This window comes from Oleiphilus messinensis, from assembly GCF_002162375.1.
Classification (GTDB): domain Bacteria; phylum Pseudomonadota; class Gammaproteobacteria; order Pseudomonadales; family Oleiphilaceae; genus Oleiphilus; species Oleiphilus messinensis.
On the sequence record NZ_CP021425.1, the window covers coordinates 5,827,280 to 5,847,465 of the forward strand.

At 48.5% G+C, this 20,186-nt stretch carries 18 protein-coding genes; 8 read left to right on the forward strand and 10 right to left on the reverse strand.

What is annotated here, in order from left to right; translation table 11 throughout:
* The first annotated feature begins 117 nt into the window (after positions 1-117).
* Positions 118-807, forward strand: a complete 690-nt coding sequence (locus OLMES_RS25215) for a pyridoxamine 5'-phosphate oxidase family protein (RefSeq protein ID WP_087463797.1) — start codon at positions 118-120, stop codon at positions 805-807.
* A gap of 50 nt (positions 808-857) precedes the next feature.
* Positions 858-2,120, forward strand: coding sequence for a glycosyltransferase (locus tag OLMES_RS25220; RefSeq protein WP_087463798.1), 1,263 nt, complete (start codon positions 858-860; stop codon positions 2,118-2,120).
* A gap of 22 nt (positions 2,121-2,142) precedes the next feature.
* On the opposite strand, the gene OLMES_RS25225 is transcribed toward OLMES_RS25220, so the two are convergent.
* Complete coding sequence (locus OLMES_RS25225) at positions 2,143-2,328, reverse strand: DUF3012 domain-containing protein (RefSeq protein ID WP_087463799.1); 186 nt, start codon at positions 2,326-2,328, stop codon at positions 2,143-2,145.
* A 295-nt stretch (positions 2,329-2,623) separates the two neighbouring features.
* Here OLMES_RS25225 and OLMES_RS25230 point away from each other — a divergent pair, with 295 nt between their 5' ends.
* On the forward strand, positions 2,624-3,619 hold the full coding sequence (locus OLMES_RS25230) for a diguanylate cyclase domain-containing protein (RefSeq protein WP_087463800.1): 996 nt from the start codon (positions 2,624-2,626) through the stop codon (positions 3,617-3,619).
* Between the two features lie 21 nt (positions 3,620-3,640).
* On the forward strand, positions 3,641-6,736 hold the full coding sequence (locus OLMES_RS25235; protein ID WP_157678586.1) for a hybrid sensor histidine kinase/response regulator: 3,096 nt from the start codon (positions 3,641-3,643) through the stop codon (positions 6,734-6,736).
* A gap of 35 nt (positions 6,737-6,771) precedes the next feature.
* Here OLMES_RS25235 and OLMES_RS25240 read toward each other — a convergent pair whose 3' ends face one another.
* The gene (locus tag OLMES_RS25240; RefSeq protein ID WP_087463802.1) at positions 6,772-6,993 is read right to left on the reverse strand and encodes a hypothetical protein; all 222 of its coding nucleotides are present in this window, start codon (positions 6,991-6,993) and stop codon (positions 6,772-6,774) included.
* A gap of 173 nt (positions 6,994-7,166) precedes the next feature.
* Here OLMES_RS25240 and trhO point away from each other — a divergent pair, with 173 nt between their 5' ends.
* Complete coding sequence (gene trhO / locus OLMES_RS25245) at positions 7,167-8,174, forward strand: oxygen-dependent tRNA uridine(34) hydroxylase TrhO (protein WP_198343123.1); 1,008 nt, start codon at positions 7,167-7,169, stop codon at positions 8,172-8,174.
* Positions 8,175-8,289: 115 nt separating this feature from the next.
* On the opposite strand, the gene OLMES_RS25250 is transcribed toward trhO, so the two are convergent.
* Positions 8,290-8,865, reverse strand: a complete 576-nt coding sequence (locus OLMES_RS25250) for a hypothetical protein (protein WP_087463803.1) — start codon at positions 8,863-8,865, stop codon at positions 8,290-8,292.
* A 324-nt stretch (positions 8,866-9,189) separates the two neighbouring features.
* Between OLMES_RS25250 and OLMES_RS25260 the strand changes: the two genes are divergently transcribed.
* Positions 9,190-10,358 (forward strand): IS3 family transposase gene (locus OLMES_RS25260; protein WP_087459752.1). Its coding sequence is split into 2 segments (ribosomal slippage): positions 9,190-9,451 and positions 9,451-10,358, totalling 1,170 coding nucleotides; the frame shifts between segments, so codons are not numbered across the junction.
* Between the two features lie 62 nt (positions 10,359-10,420).
* Positions 10,421-11,317 (forward strand): alpha/beta fold hydrolase, encoded by an 897-nt coding sequence (locus OLMES_RS25265; RefSeq protein ID WP_087463805.1) that lies wholly within the window; start codon positions 10,421-10,423, stop codon positions 11,315-11,317.
* Between the two features lie 65 nt (positions 11,318-11,382).
* Here OLMES_RS25265 and OLMES_RS25270 read toward each other — a convergent pair whose 3' ends face one another.
* The 7 genes from OLMES_RS25270 to OLMES_RS25300 form a co-directional block, all read right to left on the reverse strand.
* A complete protein-coding gene (locus OLMES_RS25270) occupies positions 11,383-13,590 on the reverse strand; it encodes a hypothetical protein (RefSeq protein ID WP_087463806.1) in 2,208 nt (735 codons plus the stop codon).
* 7 nt (positions 13,591-13,597) lie between these two features.
* Positions 13,598-14,578 carry a glycosyltransferase family 2 protein gene (locus OLMES_RS25275; RefSeq protein WP_087464672.1) on the reverse strand — a complete coding sequence of 327 codons (981 nt, stop codon included), beginning with the start codon at positions 14,576-14,578 and terminating at the stop codon, positions 13,598-13,600.
* 171 nt (positions 14,579-14,749) lie between these two features.
* Entirely contained in the window at positions 14,750-15,139 is a 390-nt protein-coding gene (locus OLMES_RS25280) for a GtrA family protein (RefSeq protein WP_087463807.1), read from the reverse strand.
* 144 nt (positions 15,140-15,283) lie between these two features.
* A complete protein-coding gene (locus OLMES_RS25285; protein WP_087463808.1) occupies positions 15,284-15,607 on the reverse strand; it encodes a hypothetical protein in 324 nt (107 codons plus the stop codon).
* Positions 15,608-15,752: 145 nt separating this feature from the next.
* Positions 15,753-17,153, reverse strand: a complete 1,401-nt coding sequence (locus OLMES_RS25290; RefSeq protein ID WP_087463809.1) for an L-serine ammonia-lyase — start codon at positions 17,151-17,153, stop codon at positions 15,753-15,755.
* Positions 17,154-17,230: 77 nt separating this feature from the next.
* The gene (locus OLMES_RS25295) at positions 17,231-17,791 is read right to left on the reverse strand and encodes a PaaI family thioesterase (RefSeq protein WP_087463810.1); all 561 of its coding nucleotides are present in this window, start codon (positions 17,789-17,791) and stop codon (positions 17,231-17,233) included.
* Positions 17,792-17,878: 87 nt separating this feature from the next.
* Entirely contained in the window at positions 17,879-18,514 is a 636-nt protein-coding gene (locus OLMES_RS25300) for a LysE family translocator (RefSeq protein ID WP_087463811.1), read from the reverse strand.
* Between the two features lie 274 nt (positions 18,515-18,788).
* Between OLMES_RS25300 and OLMES_RS25305 the strand changes: the two genes are divergently transcribed.
* Positions 18,789-20,102, forward strand: a complete 1,314-nt coding sequence (locus OLMES_RS25305) for an acyl-CoA dehydrogenase family protein (RefSeq protein WP_087463812.1) — start codon at positions 18,789-18,791, stop codon at positions 20,100-20,102.
* Positions 20,103-20,186: the final 84 nt, after the last annotated feature.

Below are 20,186 nucleotides of genomic sequence, written 5' to 3' on the forward strand. Positions count from 1 at the left end.
CCCTTATTGTGGGGCCAAAGTGGACTTAGTATAGCGCTTGACACGATTTCTTCGACCCCAAAAATCCTGATATCGGCAATTAACACCAGACAGTTCGTCAGAGGAGATAAACACGGTATGGATAATACACTCACAGTAACGCCCAAAACCCGGGTAAAGCGAGCCCCCAAACGGGCGGTATACGAGCGCGATGCATTATATGCGATATTTGATGCAGCCATCGTCGCCCATGTTGGCTTCCAGATTGAGGGCCAACCATTTGTGATACCGACCCTGTGTTGGCGCGCGGGGAACAGCCTGTACATTCACGGTGCAGGTAGCAGCCGGATGTTGAAACACCTCGATTCAGGGGCTCCGGTTTGTGTGACGGCCACACATCTGGATGGGTTGATCCTGGCTAAATCGGCCTTTCACCACAGTGCCAATTATCGCTCGGCCTGTGTTTTCGGCGCTTTTACTCGCGTAATCGACGAGCTGGAGTGGATCGAATCCTTCCGGATATTCACGGAGCAGATTGCACCGGGAAGATGGGACCACATCCGCCCGCCTTCTGCCAAGGAAACCAAGGCGACTCATGTTTACAAGCTGTCGCTCGACGAAGCCAGTGTAAAAGTGCGTACCGGGCCACCCAACGATGATCCGGAAGATCAAGCACGACCGGTATGGTCTGGGGAAATCCCGGTTCGCCAGGTATTCGGTCCCATGCAGCCAGACCAATACGCCGAAGGTATCGCTGAGCCGGATTACAGCGAGGCATATGGCCGTCGGTGGATCGCACCGGCTAGCAACGAGAGAACCACTGAATAGGTGCAGCTTCGGGCGTCATCCACTACAATAACGGCTTTTTGAGCGTGGTGATGACAAACGAGAAAGCCCCCCTGAAGGTTCTGGTGATTGGCTGGGTCTGGCCAGAACCAAAGTCCTCCGCAGCAGGCAGCCATATGCTGTCATTGCTGCGCCTGTTCATTCACTCCGGATATCACGTCACCTTTGCCTCTGCGGCGCAAACCACTCCGCTTATGGCAGACTTACAGGAAGAGGGAGTTGTGAGTCAGCCTATTGCCCTGAACGACTCCAGTTTTGACGATTTTGTTCTTGGGTTGAACCCGGAAATCGTGCTTTTTGACCGTTTCATGATGGAAGAGCAATATGGCTGGCGCGTTGAGAAGTGCTGCCCACAGGCACTCAGGATACTGGATACAGAAGACTTACAATTTCTTCGACAAGCACGCCACGACGCCCACAAAGCCAATACCGTCGACATCGACGCCTATTTGCACTCAGACCTGGCCAAACGGGAAATTGCAGCAATTTACCGCTCAGATATATCGCTGATCATTTCCGAAGCCGAAATGAGCTTGCTAACCCGGCATTTTAGGGTGCCCTCATCACAATTGCACTACTTTCCTTTCGTCTTGCACGCAGCCGATATTCCCGAACTTTTCATACCGTTTTCAGAACGACAGCATTGTGTCAGCATCGGCAATTTTCGCCACGCCCCAAATTGGGATTCAGTGTTAAGGCTCAGCCGTCTATGGCCCCAAATTCGCCGCCGCCTGCCCAACGCCGAGTTACACATCTATGGTGCTTATATGCCACCCAAGGCCATGCAGTTGCACAAGCCTGAGACCGGTTTTCAAGTCCGGGGCTGGGCTGAAGATGCGAGAGAAACGCTCTCTCAAGCTCGCTTGTGCCTCGCGCCACTGCAGTTCGGTGCCGGTCAGAAGGGCAAACTGCTGGATGCCATGGTCGCCGGCACACCGTCCATTACCAGTGCGATCGGCGCGGAGGGGATGTGTGATTCATTTCCTTGGCCAGGGGCGATCGGGAATGATGACGAATCATTTATTGCGCACACGATTGAGCTATACCAATCACCGGCGCTTTGGCAGGCAGCACAGGACAACATCGAGCCCATACTGAATAACCTGTATCTGGCGAACCACAGAGAGCATTATCTGATGAACCGGATACAGAGTTTGATCCTGGGTCTGGATCAACATCGACACCGACATTTTATGGGGGCACTGCTACGCCACCACAGCCTGAAGAGCACCCAGTATATGTCGCAATGGATCGAAGCCAAGAACAGACTCGCCAAAGATGATGAATCGTGCTGATCAGGCCTGAAAGCGCTCAGTGCTATTCTTCAGATTCTGATTTGAACAGACAGCTTTTCGAATATTCCAGTGCCTCATTCGCGGTCCAATCTCCCTTTGCTTTCTCCTTCATATCCTCACACCAACCGGCACTGCCCACCTCCGGGGTACACCCGGCGATCCCCAATACCAGACTTAAACACATTGCTGACATAAATTTCTGATTCATCGACCACTCCATCTGTACTGATATGAAAAGAAAACACCTGACCCGTTTAATGTTACGAAAGTGAAAAAGCCAAAGTGATAACCCTGTTCAGCAGTAAATCATAATTTGTTGAAAAAAACAGCCGTGCATAATGCTAAATCCCCAAGTATGATCAGGTTACACGAGACTTATGTAGCGGAATCCTCTATTTCCAGAAATTTTGCATGGATATGGGATACAGTCCGCTGGACTAAGAGAATTCGTGTAGTCTATTCTTACAGAAATCTGACCCCCAGAGACGCACAAGGAGCAAAGCATGGTTACGCTGGATGATCAGGCCCGCGTACTCATTGTGGATGATGACCGGATTAGCATTAGTGTGCTGAATGACATTCTGAAACAAGACTATCGCATTAAAGTTGCTATTAACGGTGCTCAAGCTCTGGAACGGATCACAACGCCGCCCAAACCGGATATGGTACTTCTCGATGTTATTTTGCCTGATATCAATGGCTTTGATATCTGCAGACAACTGAAATCCAACCCTGCGACCGCTGACATTCCGATTATATTCATTACCTCCAAGGATTCTGAACTGGATGAAGTCCGTGGCCTTGAAATTGGCGCTGAAGACTTTATCCCGAAGCCGATTCGGCCTGCCATTGTTAAAGCCAGAGTCAAACACCATATGACGCTGCTGCGGCAGAAACGGCGGCTGGAGGAAATGAACCGCGAAATTCTGGAACTCTCCCGCACAGATGAATTAACCAAATTATCCAATCGACGCATGTTCGATGAGTTTTTCCAACAGGAATGGGTGCGCTCACAGCGCTCGGAGACACCACTGGGCCTGCTGCTGATCGACATCGATCATTTCAAAGGTTACAACGATCATTTTGGCCATGCTGCGGGTGACCGCTGTCTGCAAAAGGTTGCTAACCTGATTTCATATCAAGTGCGCAGACCTCCTGATCTGGCAGCCCGCTACGGTGGCGAAGAATTTGTCTGCGTTCTTCCTGATACACCGCTTGAAGGCGTAAAAAAAGTCGGTGAAGCCATACTCAATACGATTCGTGAAGCGGCCATCCCCCACCCGAACAGTAAATGCGCTGAAATCACCACACTCAGCCTGGGTGGCACCTCCTTTCTGCCGAAACGTCACGAAGTCGCCCAGCACATGTTTGAGTACGTTGATCAACTGCTTTATCAAGCCAAATCCCGGGGGCGTAACAGAATGGTCATTGAACCCTTCTCAAGCAACACTTCAGAGCCCCCCCTCTCAGACGCAACGCAACCCGGCGTTCAAAAATAAGAAGCAGTGGAGACACGCCAATTGATCAGTCGCCTGCTGAACAAAACCAATTCACTCTCAACACAAATTCTGCTGGTGGTGTTCTCGATTTACACCATTCTGGTTTTGGTGATGACCGGCTTGCAAATGACCATTGAATACCAGCATGAAAAAGAAACGGTCCTCAATGAACTCAAACAGATTCAGGCGAGCTTCGAATTAGGCTTTTCCCGCGCTCTCTGGGAGTTCAATATTCCACAAATCGAGTCACTGGTAAAAGGGGTATACAGCATACCGATCGTCGTCGGTGTCCAGGTGCGGGATCAACGTGAAGACATTCTTCAAGAAGTGGGTGCCGCAATCTCCAACATGGAGATCAAAACCAAACAAGGTGAGTTAATTGAGTCTACTGACACGGTTGAAGGCCTGTTCTGGAAGCACCATTCCGTCACATGGGAACGCAACTCCGAACACTTCAGGGTGGGCACCATAACACTTTATTCAAGCTCTTCAATTGTACTGCAAAGGGTTATTTTCGGTTTCGTTCTAATCATATTCTCGTCGATATTTCAGTTCGTTATTTTCTATATTGTGTTCTTGAAAGTCTTCAACCATATGCTGAAGCGCCCGCTGAATGAACTGACCAATATTACCCAACAGATCAATCTCGACAACCTTGAGGACGTGCACCCCAACCTGCTGACCCGAGTGCACACGTATGGTCAAAACGAACTGACCATACTGCAGGATGCACTCCATGAGATGACACACAAATTGCTCAGTTCAAGGGAAGAACGTCACCGCCTGTTTCGCGATCAGCGGGAGTACCTGGAAAGAGAGGTTCAAAAGCGGACTCAGAAAATCCAGCATGGCGAAAATGCACTACGCGAGAGTGAAGCCCGTCTAAGAGCGTTAATCGAAACCACCCGGGCAGTGCCCTTTAGTTTTGACTTGCGCACCGACAGGTTTACCTATATTGGCTCTCAAATTGAATCCCTGACCGGCTTTCCAGCACAAAGCTGGACAGATTCGCACTCCTGGAGCAACCGGATACACCCGGAAGAGCGTGAAATCGTGATGCAACAGCGCTTGAACACCGCACAGCGTCAGCAGGACTTTCAACTGGAATACCGGATGCTGACGCACAGTGGCAACATAATCTGGATTCGGGAATTAATCGCAGTAAAACATGAACAAGGCGACGCCCACACGCTGTATGGCTTTATGTTTAACATCGACACAGAGAAAGCAAAAGAAGATGAATTGAATATTGCCAGAGAAACAGCGGAAGAAGCGAGTCGGGCCAAGAGTGAATTTCTGGCCAATATGAGCCACGAAATACGCACCCCGTTAAACCCGATTATTGCGCTCGCGCGGCTTGCCCTGAAAACAGACCTGAGTCCCCAGCAGCGAGACTACATTGAAAAAATCAGCACATCGTCCCGGTCTCTATTGCGGATAATCAATGACATACTCGACTTCTCCAAAGTGGAAGCCGGGAAACTCGAACTGGAGGCGATCCCCTTTCAACTCAGCCACGTTCTCGAACCACTCAAGAGTGTCTATCAGGTTCGTGCGGAAGAGAAAAACCTGACCTTTTTGATAGATCTGGATCATGATGTCCCCCCGCTTCTACTCGGAGATCCACTGCGTCTGGAGCAGGTTCTATCCAATCTGGTGAGCAACGCCATTAAGTTTACGGAAACCGGTACAATCACAGTATCCATTGAACCCGATACAACATCATTAACGACAGAGCCAGGCCAGCATTTGCTTCGTTTTACCATAACCGATACGGGTATCGGGATGACTGAGGCTCAAAAAGCAAATCTGTTTCAGGAATTTACGCAAGCAGATTCTTCAACCACTCGCCGCTTTGGCGGGACCGGCCTTGGCCTGTCTATCTGCCAACGTCTGGTTCGTTTGATGGGCGGTCAAATAGAAGCCGAGAGCAAACCCGGCGAAGGAAGTCAGTTCAGCTTTAATGCTGCATTCGGCATTCCGCTTGAGGGCGCATCCCACCTTGGCAGTCAGAGTACGCATCACGTCCTTGATGAACCCGAACCGGCTTGGAATGCCTATTTTAAACCCGCTCGAATTCTCGTCGTGGAAGACAATGAAACCAATCAGCAAGTTGCCCAGGAAGTATTACAGCGCGTTGGCCTGGAAGTACGCATCGCCGTCAACGGTATTGATGCCGTAAAAAAAGTCTATGATGAGCATTTCGACCTTGTGCTCATGGATATCCAGATGCCGGAAATGGATGGCTACCAAACAACACGGGAGATTCGACAGTTCTCCCGCTTCAAATCCTTGCCGATTATTGCCATGACCGCTCACGCCATGCGCAGTGATCAGGAGAAATGTCTGGCTGCGGGGATGAATGACCATATCTCTAAACCCATTGATCCCGATGCACTTTACCAAGTGCTGGCGCAATGGCTGGCGCTTGATGATTCCCGCTCGATATCCGAATCAGCCAACTCCCCCGCGATCCCACTGGAATTTCCCGCTCACTTTACACCGGGTCTCGATATCAAGCTGGGTTTGGCCAAAATTCACAACAACGGGTATTTATACCGAAAATTGATCGCCGAGTTTCTGGAGGAGCACAAACAAACTGCCGATAAACTCACCGATCTACTAAAACAGGAAGACCACGAGAAGGCCACAGCAATGGTTCATAAAATCCGCGGTGCAGCCGGTAATCTGGGGGCGACAAAGGTATTCGAAAGCGCAACGGAACTGGAAGCTGTGCTGATCGCAGGGGATGATCCTGAACCCGCGGCGTTTGCCTTTTGCGAAGCCTTGACCACCGTTCTGGTCAGCGCATCACTGCTGCTTGATGAAACTGAAAACAGTGCACAGCAAAAAACACAGGATACTCCACTCTCACAGCCTGAAATTGGCCAACTGCTGACACTCTTACACGAACTATCCCAACACATTAAAGACGCAAGCCCGCAAGGAGTGGATCTCATCCCGAAAATCCGCCTCGCGTTCCGGGGCCATTGCCATAGCCTGCTGGATGAACTCGAACGGCACCTGGATAACTTTGAGTTCGAAACCGCAACAGAAGACTTACATGAACTGTCTAAAGCCCTGGATAAAATGGTGGCACAACCCGTTAGGCACTGACCGTAAGCGCTGGGTGGCGGGAATTGGCAATAGCGCTACTCGATAAAAAACTTGTATAACAAAATCAACGCCAGTGTGACCCAGCTGGCAACAAACACAATATAGTTAATTTTGTGCTTGAGTTGCGTCGCTTCCGACTCCTGAGGCTGGTTTTGCTCTACGCCGCTGCGGGAAACATTTCTTGACCCGCACGCTGGGCAGGCACCATTGGGAAATTGTTTGCCCTGATAACTGCAATCGCCACACTGATAACTCATTACCGATCCACTTTTCCTTATCAACACTCAAAATCAGTATAGGCACGGATAAGCCGGAACGAAATGAAACCACCACTTACAAAATTGGGTTTGTTATGCAGTGCTCATTTGGTTACAATTTCGCCGCTTTTTTTGCTCTGGTTTTACGTTCCAGCCCGCAATAGGAAATGATTATGTCCCAGGAAAATACAACACAGATGCCTTTTGTCGTTTGTGCGCTCTATAAATTTGTCCATCTCGAAAACTTTGAAGCTCTGCGTGAACCGCTGTTCCTGACCATGGAAGAGCTCGGGATCAAAGGCACCCTGCTCCTCGCTAACGAAGGGATAAATGGCACCGTTGCCGGATCTCGCTCCAGCGTTGATGCCTTGTTGCACTGGTTGCAACAGGATGAACGCTTGAATCCGATCAGCTATAAAGAGTCGTTCTCGGAAGAGCAGCCATTCAATCGCACCAAAGTGAAATTGAAAAAAGAAATTGTCACCCTCGGCGTTGAAGGTATCGATCCCCGTAAAGTCGTCGGTACTTACGTCAGTCCTCGGGATTGGAATAATTTAATTTCCGACCCTGATGTTGTTGTCGTGGACACTCGCAACGATTACGAAGTCGAGATCGGCACCTTCAAAAATGCAATCAACCCGAAAACGGAAACATTCAGGGAATTTCCGGATTATGTGAAGCAAAACCTGAGTCCCGAGAAGCACAAAAAAGTTGCCATGTTTTGTACCGGCGGTATCCGTTGTGAAAAATCCACGGCCTACCTCAAAGAGCAAGGTTTCGACGAGGTATACCATCTTGAAGGCGGTATCCTGAAATATCTGGAAGAGGTTCCGGCTGAAGAAAGCCTTTGGGAAGGTGAATGCTTCGTATTCGACGGCCGCATTGCAGTGAATCATCAGCTGGAAAAAGGGATTTACGACCAATGCAACGCCTGCCGATTACCCATTCTGGAAGCCGATAAACAAAGTGAACATTATGAAGAAGGCGTAAGTTGTCCACGTTGTTTCGGCAAACACAGTGACCAGCAAATCGCACGCTTCCGCGAGCGCCAGAAACAAGTTCAACTCGCAACGAAGCGTGGGGAACAACATGTTGGCTCAGAAGTGGCCAAGGTTATTGAGCAGCGCCGTATTCAAAAGAAACAGGACAAGCAGCGCCAGCAAGAACACGTCGATTCGTGACTTCACGCTGGCATGCTTGATTGAACACTCGGTGTAGAGCATCAGGTTTCGAAACGTTTTGCAAACAGCCATTTATGCAAAGCGCGTTTTTTGAAAACAGAGTGTGAAAGTTCGATTACTCGGCACGATCAACATTGGACAACGGGATTGTGATGAACGGCAAGCCAAGTGCGTCGGTTTTCACGACGGCTTGCAGCGTTTTTCCACGCTCCTGTTGTCCTGCTTTACCAAGGAAGTAATACAGCTCCGAAATGCCATGAAATTTCTCAAGGGTAATCACGTTCAAATAGGTATTTTCCCCTAACCCCGGGATGTAGCTCAATGGCAAGGTGATACCGAAATTATCCAGATCGGTCGCCAGGGAAGTATAGAAAACCGTTAACACTTGATCTGCTTGCTCAGCCGTATCAACCACCTCAACCCCAAAACGATTCTGTAACTCAAACGCCATACGCTGATCTGCGTAGGTTTTGATATCCTTACTGGCAAAAAAATGAGATTGAACCGCAACCTTCTGATAACGCAATGTTTCAAAATCAGATGCAGGTAACCCGGTTATCAAGTCATCCACACTGTGTGCAACCAATCGTTGTGCCGTTGACCCTGTTAACGAGCCTTGCAACTCCCGCGTAGAACACCCATTCAATACCAGCGCAGCAAATGCCACCGCCATTACAAACCGCAATCTCATGCAAACATTCCTTTTGATAACTTTAATTCGGAAGCATAAAACATCGTTGATTTGATTGCCATGATCACGGTCTGAATTGGCCGTGCATTCTGAAAATCAAACTCAGGTAGATCGTAATATTCGACTAAGCACTCAACATCACCAACTGTGCAGGCATCTGACACCAACTCTGGAAACACCTATTCTGGACATAAATCATTACCTCAAAGGTAATCGCCTTCTTTATGGGGAGCGAGCATACTTGAGTTCAACTACAGCACATGACGTGGTCTAATAGATTTGTACACACCAGTTAAGAGATAATCCTCAAAACTGGAGTGAAAAATGGCTGTAAGAAAGAAGTACTCAAAAGAATTTAAATTAGATGCGATTAGCTTGGTAATAGATCAAGGCTATTCGAAGGCAGAAGCGGCAAGAAATCTTGGCATTAATCCAAATGTGCTTGGACGTTGGATTAAAGAGCATGAAAATGATGACGGTCATGCGTTTCGTGGAAATGGAAAACTGACGCCTGAGCAGGAAGAGCTTCGTCGTTTGCGAGAAGAAAACAAACGACTAAAGATGGAGCGCGATATATTAAAAAAAGCGGCCACCTTTTTTGCCACGGAAGCAAAGTAAAATACGCTTTCATCACCCAGCATAAAAAGGTGTGGCCCGTTGGCATTATGTGCCAGCAATTGGGTGTAACGCGCTCAGGCTATTACAGCTATTTACAGCGTCAAGACAATAAACCTGATGATCCGACTCATTCGGAGATGATTGAGTGGATACAAGATATAGCCAAATCAAGTGATGATACCTATGGCTATCGCAGGATGAAAACAGCATTAAATGTTTTGGGTTACCCGGTTGGCCGGAACAAAACCAGAAAACTGATGAAAGAAGCGGGAATAAAAGTCAAACACAAGAAGAAATACAAAGTAACGACAAACAGCAACCATAAGCAGCCGGTTTTCGATAATCTTCTCGATCGTGAGTTTGCTGTTGAGCAGCCTGACCAGGTCTATGCGTCCGATATCACATACGTCTGGACACAGGAAGGTTGGTTGTATTTAGCGGTAGTGATAGATCTTTACTCTAGAAAAGTAGTTGGATGGAATATGAGCTCACGCATGAAAGCGCAAATGGTTTGTGATGCGCTCAAAATGGCAGTTTGGCAGCGTCGCCCTGAAGCTGGGCTAATACACCACTCTGATCGCGGCTCACAGTATGCCAGCAGGGATTTTAGAAAACTTCTTAAACTACATGGTTTTAAAGGCAGCATGAGTAAGAAGGGTGACTGCTGGGATAATGCCGTCGTTGAAAGTTTCTTTGGCACTTTAAAGCAGGAGCGAGTTCAGTGGAAAAGCTATCAAACAAGAGCTGAAGCTCAGCGGGACATCCTGGAATATATTTCTGTGTTTTATAACAATGAGCGGCTGCATTCGTACCTCGATTACAGAAGTCCGGTACAGTTTGAAAAAGAAATGGTTGAATTAAGAAAAGTAGCTTAACTGGGTTGTACAATTTTGCTTGACCACGTCAACATACCACACTCCGGAAAGAGGCCCTTGCAATGGAACAACAATCTGCAACCTTCCAAGTCCCCAATGGAACGCTCACCTTCGATGTCACCGGGAACGGCCCGGTGTTGGTCTGTTTACCTGGCTGGCCATTCAATCGTCAAACCTATCGCAATCTGATTCCGCACCTTTCTAAGCACTACACCTGTATTAATATCGATACACTTGGCTTGGGCGAAAGTACCTGGAACGCCCAAACGGATTTTTCAATCCCCAGCCAGGCTCAAGCCATTGTGCAACTCTTACAGCATTTGAACGTCAAAGCGTTCCGGATTCTGGCCTTTAATTCTGCCGGTGTTATTGCTCGCTATATCGCAGCGGAAAAAACCGATGGGGTTCAGCAATTGCTGCTCATGAACACCGATATTCCCGGCCAACGTCCGCCATGGTTACCCCTGTACCGCTTTTTATTCTCACTTCCAGGCGGCAGACACCTCTTGAATAACCCGATTGCGAAACATTTTGTGCTTCCTTCCCCCCTTATGCTTGGGCTGGCATTTGAAGATTTACAGCAAATTGATCCTGATTTTTACCACCTCATACTCAGACCCATGTTAACCGATTCCCGTTGTTTCAAGGGCTTGGGCCTCTATATGAAAGGTTTCAGTTATGAGCTCATGGACCGATTCACTGTACCCGGTGGCGTGCATGAAAAAATCAAAGCCCCCACACATTTAATCTGGGGAGAGAATGATCCTACGTTTCCGCTGAGCCATGCCCGTTCGATGACCAAGACCCTTCCGGCATTCAAATCACTGGATGTTATTCCGGGCGCACGTCTATTGGTACATGAAGAAAAACCGGAAGCGGTGCTGGAACGATTACAGGCAAGATTGGCCGAAATTCCGCACTCAGATCTGCAAAATTCAACTGACACAGCGGCGGCATAATTATAGTTTTTTAACTACGCGTTTTATCTACAGTTTTTAACTACAGATTTTAACTACGAGATTATTCACCTGGCGGCAGAAGCCTGTTGTTTCAATGCCGCCGGCTCATTGCTCACCTCAAGATAGACCCTGGAAAGGCCAAACTTGAATTCACGAACATCTTCAGACATGCCCAATGCCATGGGGCTGGTCGGATGTGTGTGACGCAGCTCTACCTTAAGATCTTCGCCTGCAAGCGACGATTCAGGCAACGTTATTTTTTCCTGTCCCAACACAAACGATCCCAGATATTGGTTGTTTACGTAGACGCCCGTTTTTTCTGCTCCATCAAAATAAAATCCATAAATACGTATCGCAACGGGAGACGTGTAGTTTGACGGCAAAGGAATGCGAAACACGGAAACCAGACCATTGGACCAAACATGTTCACGTTCCAGTTCATGCCAACCCGAAATCAATTCTATTTGCGCATTCGCTGCGGGCACCGAAGTTCCGATGGCATATTTGAGGACGGAAAAGTCACGAAATGCGGGCTGTTGAGGCACGCCCCACACGGGTTTAACATGATTCTGGTCGGTCTTCACTGTCCAGATACGGTAGCCGGATTCACCACAGTGTGAATACTGTTCAAAATCGACTTCAATCTGCCGCCCGGACTGGCCAAGAAACAGGTTGGGCCACAGGCTTCCAGTCCCCAGCACATGAAACTCATGTTCACTTTGCACAGCAACCAATTGCAGGCGACCCCGATCATCTTGATAGATAGAAAGCACGGGATTAAACCTATCAGATGCTTGCGCCCACAGGTTAACCGAAACACCATACCGCTGGGATGCATATTGACGCCAGTAACGGTGCCAATCCAGGGCTTTCTGATAGGTACTGTAATAGAATTGAGGCGCAATGTAGTCTTCTGAAAATAACTGGTCACGACATTCCGCCACCATGGAAATGGCTTCCCATTTATTCACAAAAGTTCGCATTTTTATCGATACAGCCTGATTCTGCTCATGCATTAATACCGCGTTGCTGCCGAAAATAAAGAGAAATGCAGCAAGTATCATCGCGGCCCATTGTTTGAATCGAGCAACGACCCAAATTAACGTTGTAACGATCAAAAACACGAGCGGATATAAAGCAAGGTGGCTCGTGAGATAGGGCTCAACCCAGCTGTCAGCCCAGCTTTGGTATTTAGCTGACAATGCTATTGGACCATTGAGCGCCCCCAATGCAAGAACAACAAATACCCACACTTTCATCAAGTATGATATGCGGGATTGCCCTTGATTCTCCATGCAGCTGGATTTTAACAGTCGATAAACAAGTACTGCCGCAAGCACCGTGAAAAGCAGCGTAAAGATTCGATCACTCTGATCCAACAAGGCACGACCATAGTGGAGGTTCGCGACCCCGATATCGCTATCCCCCCATAACAACTGGGTATCAAACGTAACACCAGCCAGCCCGGTAACCGCCCCCAAAGTGTAGGCCACCCACACTCGAAACAGGGTTACTAATGAAAGCGTGCCTCGTTCAGCACCATCATAATTCGATGGAAACGAGACCGACCAGATAACATAGAGACTCAAGTACAACAGAAACGCGATCAAAACTGTTTGGTAGGCACGCAAGCGGCAGTGGTGACTCAGTGTATCACCGCTGTAAATAACCCATAGCAAAACGACAAGTGCAAACGCAGTCAGCGGCTCATACTGGAAAAAACTCAGAAAACTACAGAAAAAGACCATCCCCCACCAAAGTGGACGCCGCCGCTCGGAAACAGCAGCCCTGCGGATTGCAAAAGTTGTCAGGGTCAACAATAAAAACGGAACATGATTGACCAATGGGTACGCCGCTGGCGGCTGATGTGCGTAGCCAATCCAAACCAGGCAAAAGAAGACCCAAACAAACAGAACACCGTGGGCAAGGTTTCGAAACACGATATAACTGAATGCCACAACCGAGAGCAAAAACGCACTCCAGTTGACCAGTTTAATGGCCAATAGCTCCGGATAGGCCGCGACGAAGTGATCAATACTCTTGGTGAAAAGGAAATAAATACGACCCTGACTGACCGCAGCATTCCAAACTTCCTGCCAGTAGTCAGGCGCAGTACCCGCTAACGAAAAGTCCAGCTGATCCTGAGTTGTCATGCTGATTCCGTAAAAAGGCAATGCGATCCATAACAACCACAAAACTAATACAGAATAAGCGATCCACTCATCACGCAATTGTTGCATTCGCCAGTCAAGACGGGCTTCGAGATTTGCCATCTTCTGCTCAAATCTCGGCACGATTCGGGAGCGATTGATACGTCTGCTTGACGATATACAAGGGGCGTCCTTTGGTCTCATTGAACATTCGCCCCAAATACTCACCAATCATACCCAGAAAGATCAAATTCACACCGCCGAGCAACAGTACTGTAACCATAATCGAGGGATAACCTTGCACGGCTTCGCCCCAGAAGAGTGTTTTGAAAATGATCAGTGCGCCGTAGAGAAATGCTCCGAAAGCGATAAATATACCCAAATAGGTTGCCATTCGGAGTGGTAACGAGCTGAAAGAGGTCACGCCTTCCAATGCAAAATTCCAGAGTTTCCAATAATTGAACTTGCTCTCGCCGGCAAATCGGGGATCACGATCATACTCAACTGCAACCTGATCAAAACCGATCCAGTTAAAAAGCCCTTTCATGAACCGGTGTTGCTCCCGAAGCTGCTTCAGCGCATCCAGTGCAGGTCTGGAGAGTAACCGGAAGTCACCGGTGTCTCGAGGGATGTGAACCCGGGAAAGGCGAGCCATCAAGCGATAAAATGAAGCCGCAGTCCATTTTTTAATTGCGGTTTCACCATACCGTTCCCGCCGTTTCGCATAAACCGCATCGTAACCTTCTTCCCACTTTTCAATCAGCTGCGGAATCAGTTCCGGTGGGTCTTGTAGATCCGTATCGATTACAATGACTGCATCTGCATCAACCTTGTCCAGACCTGCCGTCATTGCGATTTCTTTTCCGAAGTTACGACTTAAATCAACTACAGTGACGGTGTGTGAACTCGATGATTGATCCTGCTCTACGATATTTTTTAGCACACCCAAGGTACCATCCCGACTCCCGTCGTTTACATACACGATCTGCCAATCATATTGAGGCAGAGACTGGACGGTGACGAGCAAGCGGGAGTGGAATGCCTGTATTGAATCTTCTTCATTAAATGCGGGGGCGACAACAGAAATCCGTTTTTGCTCCTGGGAATCCATACACATAACCTCAATTTCAACGCTTACCTGAAAATTCAGGCGCTCAAGCAATAAAAATGTCCGGTACCAAAACCAGTTGGCGGTTCCGGAGACATCCGTTTTCAGCCCAAGTAACAAACAGTCGCATTTAAGGAGTGTGTTAAAAACAGACAGGTCGTAATTGATACAGCCTTAAAAAGTCCATTTTTTATTGGCCTGATAATTCCAGATGACCACGACAATCGTGGCAACACTTTGCGATATGACATAATGAACATTCAAAGCGGCATTGAGTATGTAAAAGATAAGAGTATTGGTCAATAAGCCAAAAGTCGCAATACTGAAAAAGCGAAACGCTGCACGTCCATGGCCTTTATCACTGGCGAACGTGAAGTAATAGTTGAGAAAATAACCAACCACTCCGCCAGCAAAATAGCCGAATATACTGGCTAGGAGTTCGCTCAACCATTGATTCTCGACCAGAAAAATCAGCGTCACGTACTGAACCAAGGTGGCAATACCACCAACCATTAAAAACCGAAACAAAGGCTGAGAACAAACCCGAATGACAGCATCTACCATTTATTAATGCCTATCCCTTGCAAATACGCCGAAAGCTTACTGCGTGCAAAGATAACGAATATCGGTCACCAAGTATACGGATTTGACCATAAGGTGGGGAACTTATCACACCTCCGGAAAACAGATCCCGGAGGTGTGCAATATTTACTGAGCAGAATACCCGGTATCAAAGGCACGACGTTTGTATTCATGGGCCATGGGAGCATGGCTGTCGGTGTCCCATGCCTCACGCTGATACATCTCGTTTTGATACATTTTATCGCCCATATGATAACCTGCCTGCCCATCATCCATCCCGGCGGCAGTGGGACCATAGAGATACTCCAGCTCTTCGATTAACTGATCCAGAGTCGGTCCCGGGCTTGTTACATCACTCTTTCGATCTGCAAGCCCATCAGCCGAGACGGCAGTACTGGTAAGAAACAATCCGGCTGCGAGTATAGATGAAGCAAAAATTCGCGTTATCATGATATCCCCTCCTTTCGAATGACAGTCATTGAGCTAGAGCGAAATAACCACCTCCCCTAGCACCTCGATTGGACACCCCAAATTGATCAAAGTTTGAGCATATTGCGAATTATTTTTAAAACGTTGTTTTTAAAACTGACTGTCACTAACATTCAGGCATATTAACTTGCACAGCCAGGCCTCCAAGAGAGGTTTCTTTGTAGATTATCTGCATATCTCGACCCGTACGCAGCATGGTTGCTATCACTTTATCCAGCGACACCAAATGCTGCCCATCTGAATTCAATGCGAGATGGCTTGCGTTGACCGCTTTAACAGCACCCATAGTATTACGTTCAATACACGGGATCTGCACCAGACCACCCACCGGGTCACAGGTCAATCCAAGATTGTGCTCCATGCCAATCTCTGCGGCATTTTCAATTTGCCATATATTGCCACCCTGAACTGCAGTCAGCGCTGCGGCGGCCATTGAACAAGCGACGCCAACCTCGCCCTGACACCCTACCTCAGCGGCAGAGAGAGATGCGCCTTCCTTATACAGCATACCAATTGCTGCCGCCGTAAGCAGAAACTGGTGCAGACGAGCTTCACTAAACTGAGCCAGATGCTCGAAATAATATTTGAGCACTGCAGGAATCACACCGGCAGCACCATTTGTCGGTGCGGTCACAACTCGATTCCCTGCTGCATTTTCTTCATTTACCGCCATCGCATAAACGCTGAGCCAGTCCATTCCAGAATCCGGGCCGGCTTGCTGGGTCTGCAATCGTTCATAAAGATGCGCGGCGCGCCGCTTTACATTCAGCCCCCCCGGCAAAATTCCCGTTGTGTGCAATCCGGCTTCAATTGAATCATTCATGACCTGCCAAATTGACGACAACTTCAAGCGTAAGCTCTCTTCGGAATGAAGACATAATTCATTACGCCACATAAGCTCGGCAATCGTGTAGCCTTGACTCCGGCACAGGTCTAATAATTCAGCGCATGAAGTGAAAGGAAACAGTATTGGTTTATCTGTGGTCTCGCTTGCAATTGCCAAACCTTGTTCATCACAGATGAAGCCTCCACCTACGGAGTAAAACACCCTTTTTACCAGTAAATTGGCCTGACGATCAAAGGCTAGAAATTCCATACCATTTGAGTGATGTGGCAACGTTTTATCCAGCTCGAAGATAATATCGGTATGAGGGTCAAAGGGAATATCGAAAGTACTGGTTTGATCAACCTGAAGATCGCAGCAAATCCGCAGAGTCTGACTGATTTGTTGCAGTACTTCGTGCTTCTTCGTAACGGTAATACTATCCGGCTCACAACCAGCAAGACCCAGCTGAACTGCGCTATCCGTACCATGACCCCGCCCGGTGAGCGCCAAAGAGCCATACAACTTGACTTGTATTCGCTGAGTCCTCTGCTCCTTCGCTCTAGACTCGATACATTGCCAGAGCTCGCCGACAAAATGTCGAGCAGCCCGCATCGGACCTACAGTATGAGAACTGGACGGCCCAATGCCTATTGAGAACAACTCCAGTACACTCTGCGCCATGACGGATACCTCGCAATCGTCAGAATCACTCAATTCTCGGCACAGGCCAAACGCCAATACCGGACTACACCAGCAAACTAGCGGAGGGAATGACTGCGCATCTGATAGTGCCCTTCCGATGTCGCTACAATCTCTCCCGATGTATCTCTTAATTCCCCTTTTAACAGAAAATTACTCTTGCCGTTTTGCAAAACTTCCCGCTTCAGGCGCTCCATTTCTTCTGGAGAAACTCTGAATTCAACGGTTACATCCGACGTCGCCTTCTTGAGATAATTCATCTTCAGATCTTTAATCAATGGATAATAATCATCACTGAAATTCACCAGCGTCAGAATACCGCCAGGCAGCTCAGCAAGGGTAAACAGCGCCCCCGCATACATGGTATTGATGTGGTTTTTGTTTAAAGAGAAAGGGATTCGGGCTTTAAGATAACCCGGGCCAACTGCAACAACCTCAAAGCCGCTGCGCCGTGCAAATGGAATTGCCAAGCCCACCATTTTAGTTAGCGCCGCACAAGCCCCCTTACGGGACCAACGTTTGAGCCAACCATCCTGATAATCAGCCTGATCAGAAGCCAAAGCCCAATTACGCAGCACCTGATTAAACTCGCGGGATAAATCATGGGTGTTGAAAACCATATAGTGTCTCCAGTTTTTTTTATGATTATTACCTCTAGATTAAACTGAAAAGACACGTAAGAAAATGACTATCGTGTATAACCCCACTCAGGAAACGAGGCTGTTGCTCAGTAGCAGGTTGATGGCAAGGAGGCTGAGTGCGGCGCTTGCGCAGAGGTTGAGTTTGCGTTGTGCGCCCGGTGAGGATTTGAGCCAGTCGCCCAGTTGGGCAGCCAATAGCGCCACGAGCGAGAACACCACCCAGGCCACAGCAATAAATACTATCCCTAAAACGCAGAGCTGAAACGATAACGGCCCCTGTTCCGGAACGGCAAATTGCGGCAGGAAAGCGAGAAAGAAAACGGTGACTTTCGGATTCGTGATGTTCATGAATATCCCGCGCCGATACAAGCGGCCCGGAGTAAGCCTGGGTTGTCCTGCACCTTCGATGTTCGCTGAGGCTGCGCGAAAAGCCTGCCAGGCGAGATAGCCTAAATAAGCCGCCCCGAGCGTCTTTAACACAGTGAATGCCAAGCTGGAATCCTGGAACAAGACGCCCACGCCAAAGGCAATCAGAGTCGTGTGCACCACAAGCCCAGTACAAAGCCCCAGAGTAATGAGCAGACCCGCATTGCGTCCGTATAGTGCTGATTGGGTCAGGACAAAGATATTGTCTGGTCCGGGGGCCAGACTCAGGAATATCGAGGCGATGACAAATGTCAGTAGATTAAGGCTTTCGAACACACAGTACGCTCCGTTGAAATAGGCTCATGATGCCCCGATTATCGACAACATCACAGTTTATTCCAATACCGAAGTCAATAACGCACCCAACCAACTCAAAATGTGCGACACGACTGGAATAGATTGACCGTGCTGCCCATTTCCCTCCGAGCCTGAGCCAATGGCAATTTACCTTGGAGAAGCGATGCTAGGGATATAGGGTGTAGATATCACGTTTACCTTCTCCCAAACCAAACAAGAAACCAATCAGACTCTCCAGATAGAGGAGTATCGTATGAGCAGAGATGCTACCGGGCTTGCACTTTCCGTTTTGAATTCCTTCGCAGGCTCTTCGATCGCAGACCAATTAAAAATAAGAAAGTGGGTCGAAAAACTCGCTTATACCGGTACAAAAACCGGATTTCAGGCCATTGGCGTAGCATCTCGCCAATTCAAAGCCGTGAACAACGTCCTCAAGCCGGCCCGTCTGGACAAGCCTACACGTAATAACGATCTTTTCGACTTGAGCATAACAGACGAACAACAGATGATTCGTGACAGTGTTCAGCGCTTTGCCATCGATCTGATTCGGCCCGCAGCAGCACAAGCCAATGATGACTGCATGACGCCCCAGAATCTACTCGACCAGGCGACCGAACTCGGGCTGCACTACTACGCAGTACCTGAAGCATTTGGCGGCGCAGCGCTGGAACGCAGCCCGGTAACAAGTATGTTGATCGCGGAAGATCTTGCTTACGGTGACATGGGCATTGCACTTTCAATTCTTGCCCCGATCAGCGTAGCCAATGCCCTCACACAGTGGGGAACTGCAGATCAACAGTCTCGCTATCTTGGCGCTTTTGTGGAAGACAAACCGGTTAAAGCCAGCATCGCGGTAAACGAACCGGCTCCGCTGTTTAATCCTCATAAACTCAGTACAAAAGCCGAAAAACGGGGCAATCAATATATCCTTAACGGTATAAAATCACTGGTACCGATTGCGGCGGGTACGGAACTGTTCCTGGTCGCCGCCGAAGTGGCAGGAGAAGGCCCGGCAGTGTTCCTGATTGAGAGCGGAACCGAAGGCTTATCAATCAAAGAAGATAACAGCATGGGCAACCGCGCCGCAGGCCTGTGCACCTTGCGCTTGAAAAACCTGACCCTGAACGAGCAGCAGCGACTAGGCAGTCCAGGCGAGTTTAACTACGCAGAATTCGTCAATCTCGCCCATTTAAGCTGGTGTGCGATGGCCGTTGGTGTTTGTCAGGCTGTGTTGGATTATGTAATTCCGTATAGCAATGAGCGCATCGCGTTCGGAGAACCCGTCAGCCATCGTCAGTCTGTGGCCTTTATGATCGCCAATATTCGCATTGAACTGGATGCCATGCGGGTCATGACCATGCGTGCAGCCAGTCTCGCTGAACAAGGTCGGCCGTTTCAACGGGAAGCCTACCTCGCCAAAGTATTGTGCACAGAAAAAGCCCTTGAAATTGCAACAAATGGTGTTCAGTTGCTCGGTGGACATGGTTTTACAAAAGAACACCCTGTGGAACGCTGGTATCGGGATTTACAAATCGTGGCGATGGCTGATGGTGGTCTCCACCTCTAACTGAACGATACAAACCCAATACCGGCTACTTACTAACGTCCATTGCGGACGAACGAATTTAAAGGTTTGAGTACACAGGAAAAT

What these genes read in the sequence shown, in the direction of transcription:
- OLMES_RS25285 (WP_087463808.1), bottom strand. Translation starts at nt 15,607, where the DNA reads ATGATAACGCGAATTTTTGCTTCATCTATACTCGCAGCCGGATTGTTT.
- OLMES_RS25240 (WP_087463802.1), bottom strand. Translation starts at nt 6,993, where the DNA reads ATGAGTTATCAGTGTGGCGATTGCAGTTATCAGGGCAAACAATTTCCC.
- OLMES_RS25295 (WP_087463810.1), bottom strand. Translation starts at nt 17,791, where the DNA reads ATGGTTTTCAACACCCATGATTTATCCCGCGAGTTTAATCAGGTGCTG.
- OLMES_RS25215 (WP_087463797.1), top strand. Translation starts at nt 118, where the DNA reads ATGGATAATACACTCACAGTAACGCCCAAAACCCGGGTAAAGCGAGCC.
- OLMES_RS25250 (WP_087463803.1), bottom strand. Translation starts at nt 8,865, where the DNA reads ATGAGATTGCGGTTTGTAATGGCGGTGGCATTTGCTGCGCTGGTATTG.
- OLMES_RS25270 (WP_087463806.1), bottom strand. Translation starts at nt 13,590, where the DNA reads ATGGCAAATCTCGAAGCCCGTCTTGACTGGCGAATGCAACAATTGCGT.
- trhO (WP_198343123.1), top strand. Translation starts at nt 7,167, where the DNA reads ATGTCCCAGGAAAATACAACACAGATGCCTTTTGTCGTTTGTGCGCTC.
- OLMES_RS25220 (WP_087463798.1), top strand. Translation starts at nt 858, where the DNA reads ATGACAAACGAGAAAGCCCCCCTGAAGGTTCTGGTGATTGGCTGGGTC.
- OLMES_RS25290 (WP_087463809.1), bottom strand. Translation starts at nt 17,153, where the DNA reads ATGGCGCAGAGTGTACTGGAGTTGTTCTCAATAGGCATTGGGCCGTCC.
- OLMES_RS25305 (WP_087463812.1), top strand. Translation starts at nt 18,789, where the DNA reads ATGAGCAGAGATGCTACCGGGCTTGCACTTTCCGTTTTGAATTCCTTC.
- OLMES_RS25275 (WP_087464672.1), bottom strand. Translation starts at nt 14,578, where the DNA reads ATGGATTCCCAGGAGCAAAAACGGATTTCTGTTGTCGCCCCCGCATTT.
- OLMES_RS25280 (WP_087463807.1), bottom strand. Translation starts at nt 15,139, where the DNA reads ATGGTAGATGCTGTCATTCGGGTTTGTTCTCAGCCTTTGTTTCGGTTT.
- OLMES_RS25265 (WP_087463805.1), top strand. Translation starts at nt 10,421, where the DNA reads ATGGAACAACAATCTGCAACCTTCCAAGTCCCCAATGGAACGCTCACC.
- OLMES_RS25230 (WP_087463800.1), top strand. Translation starts at nt 2,624, where the DNA reads ATGGTTACGCTGGATGATCAGGCCCGCGTACTCATTGTGGATGATGAC.
- OLMES_RS25225 (WP_087463799.1), bottom strand. Translation starts at nt 2,328, where the DNA reads ATGAATCAGAAATTTATGTCAGCAATGTGTTTAAGTCTGGTATTGGGG.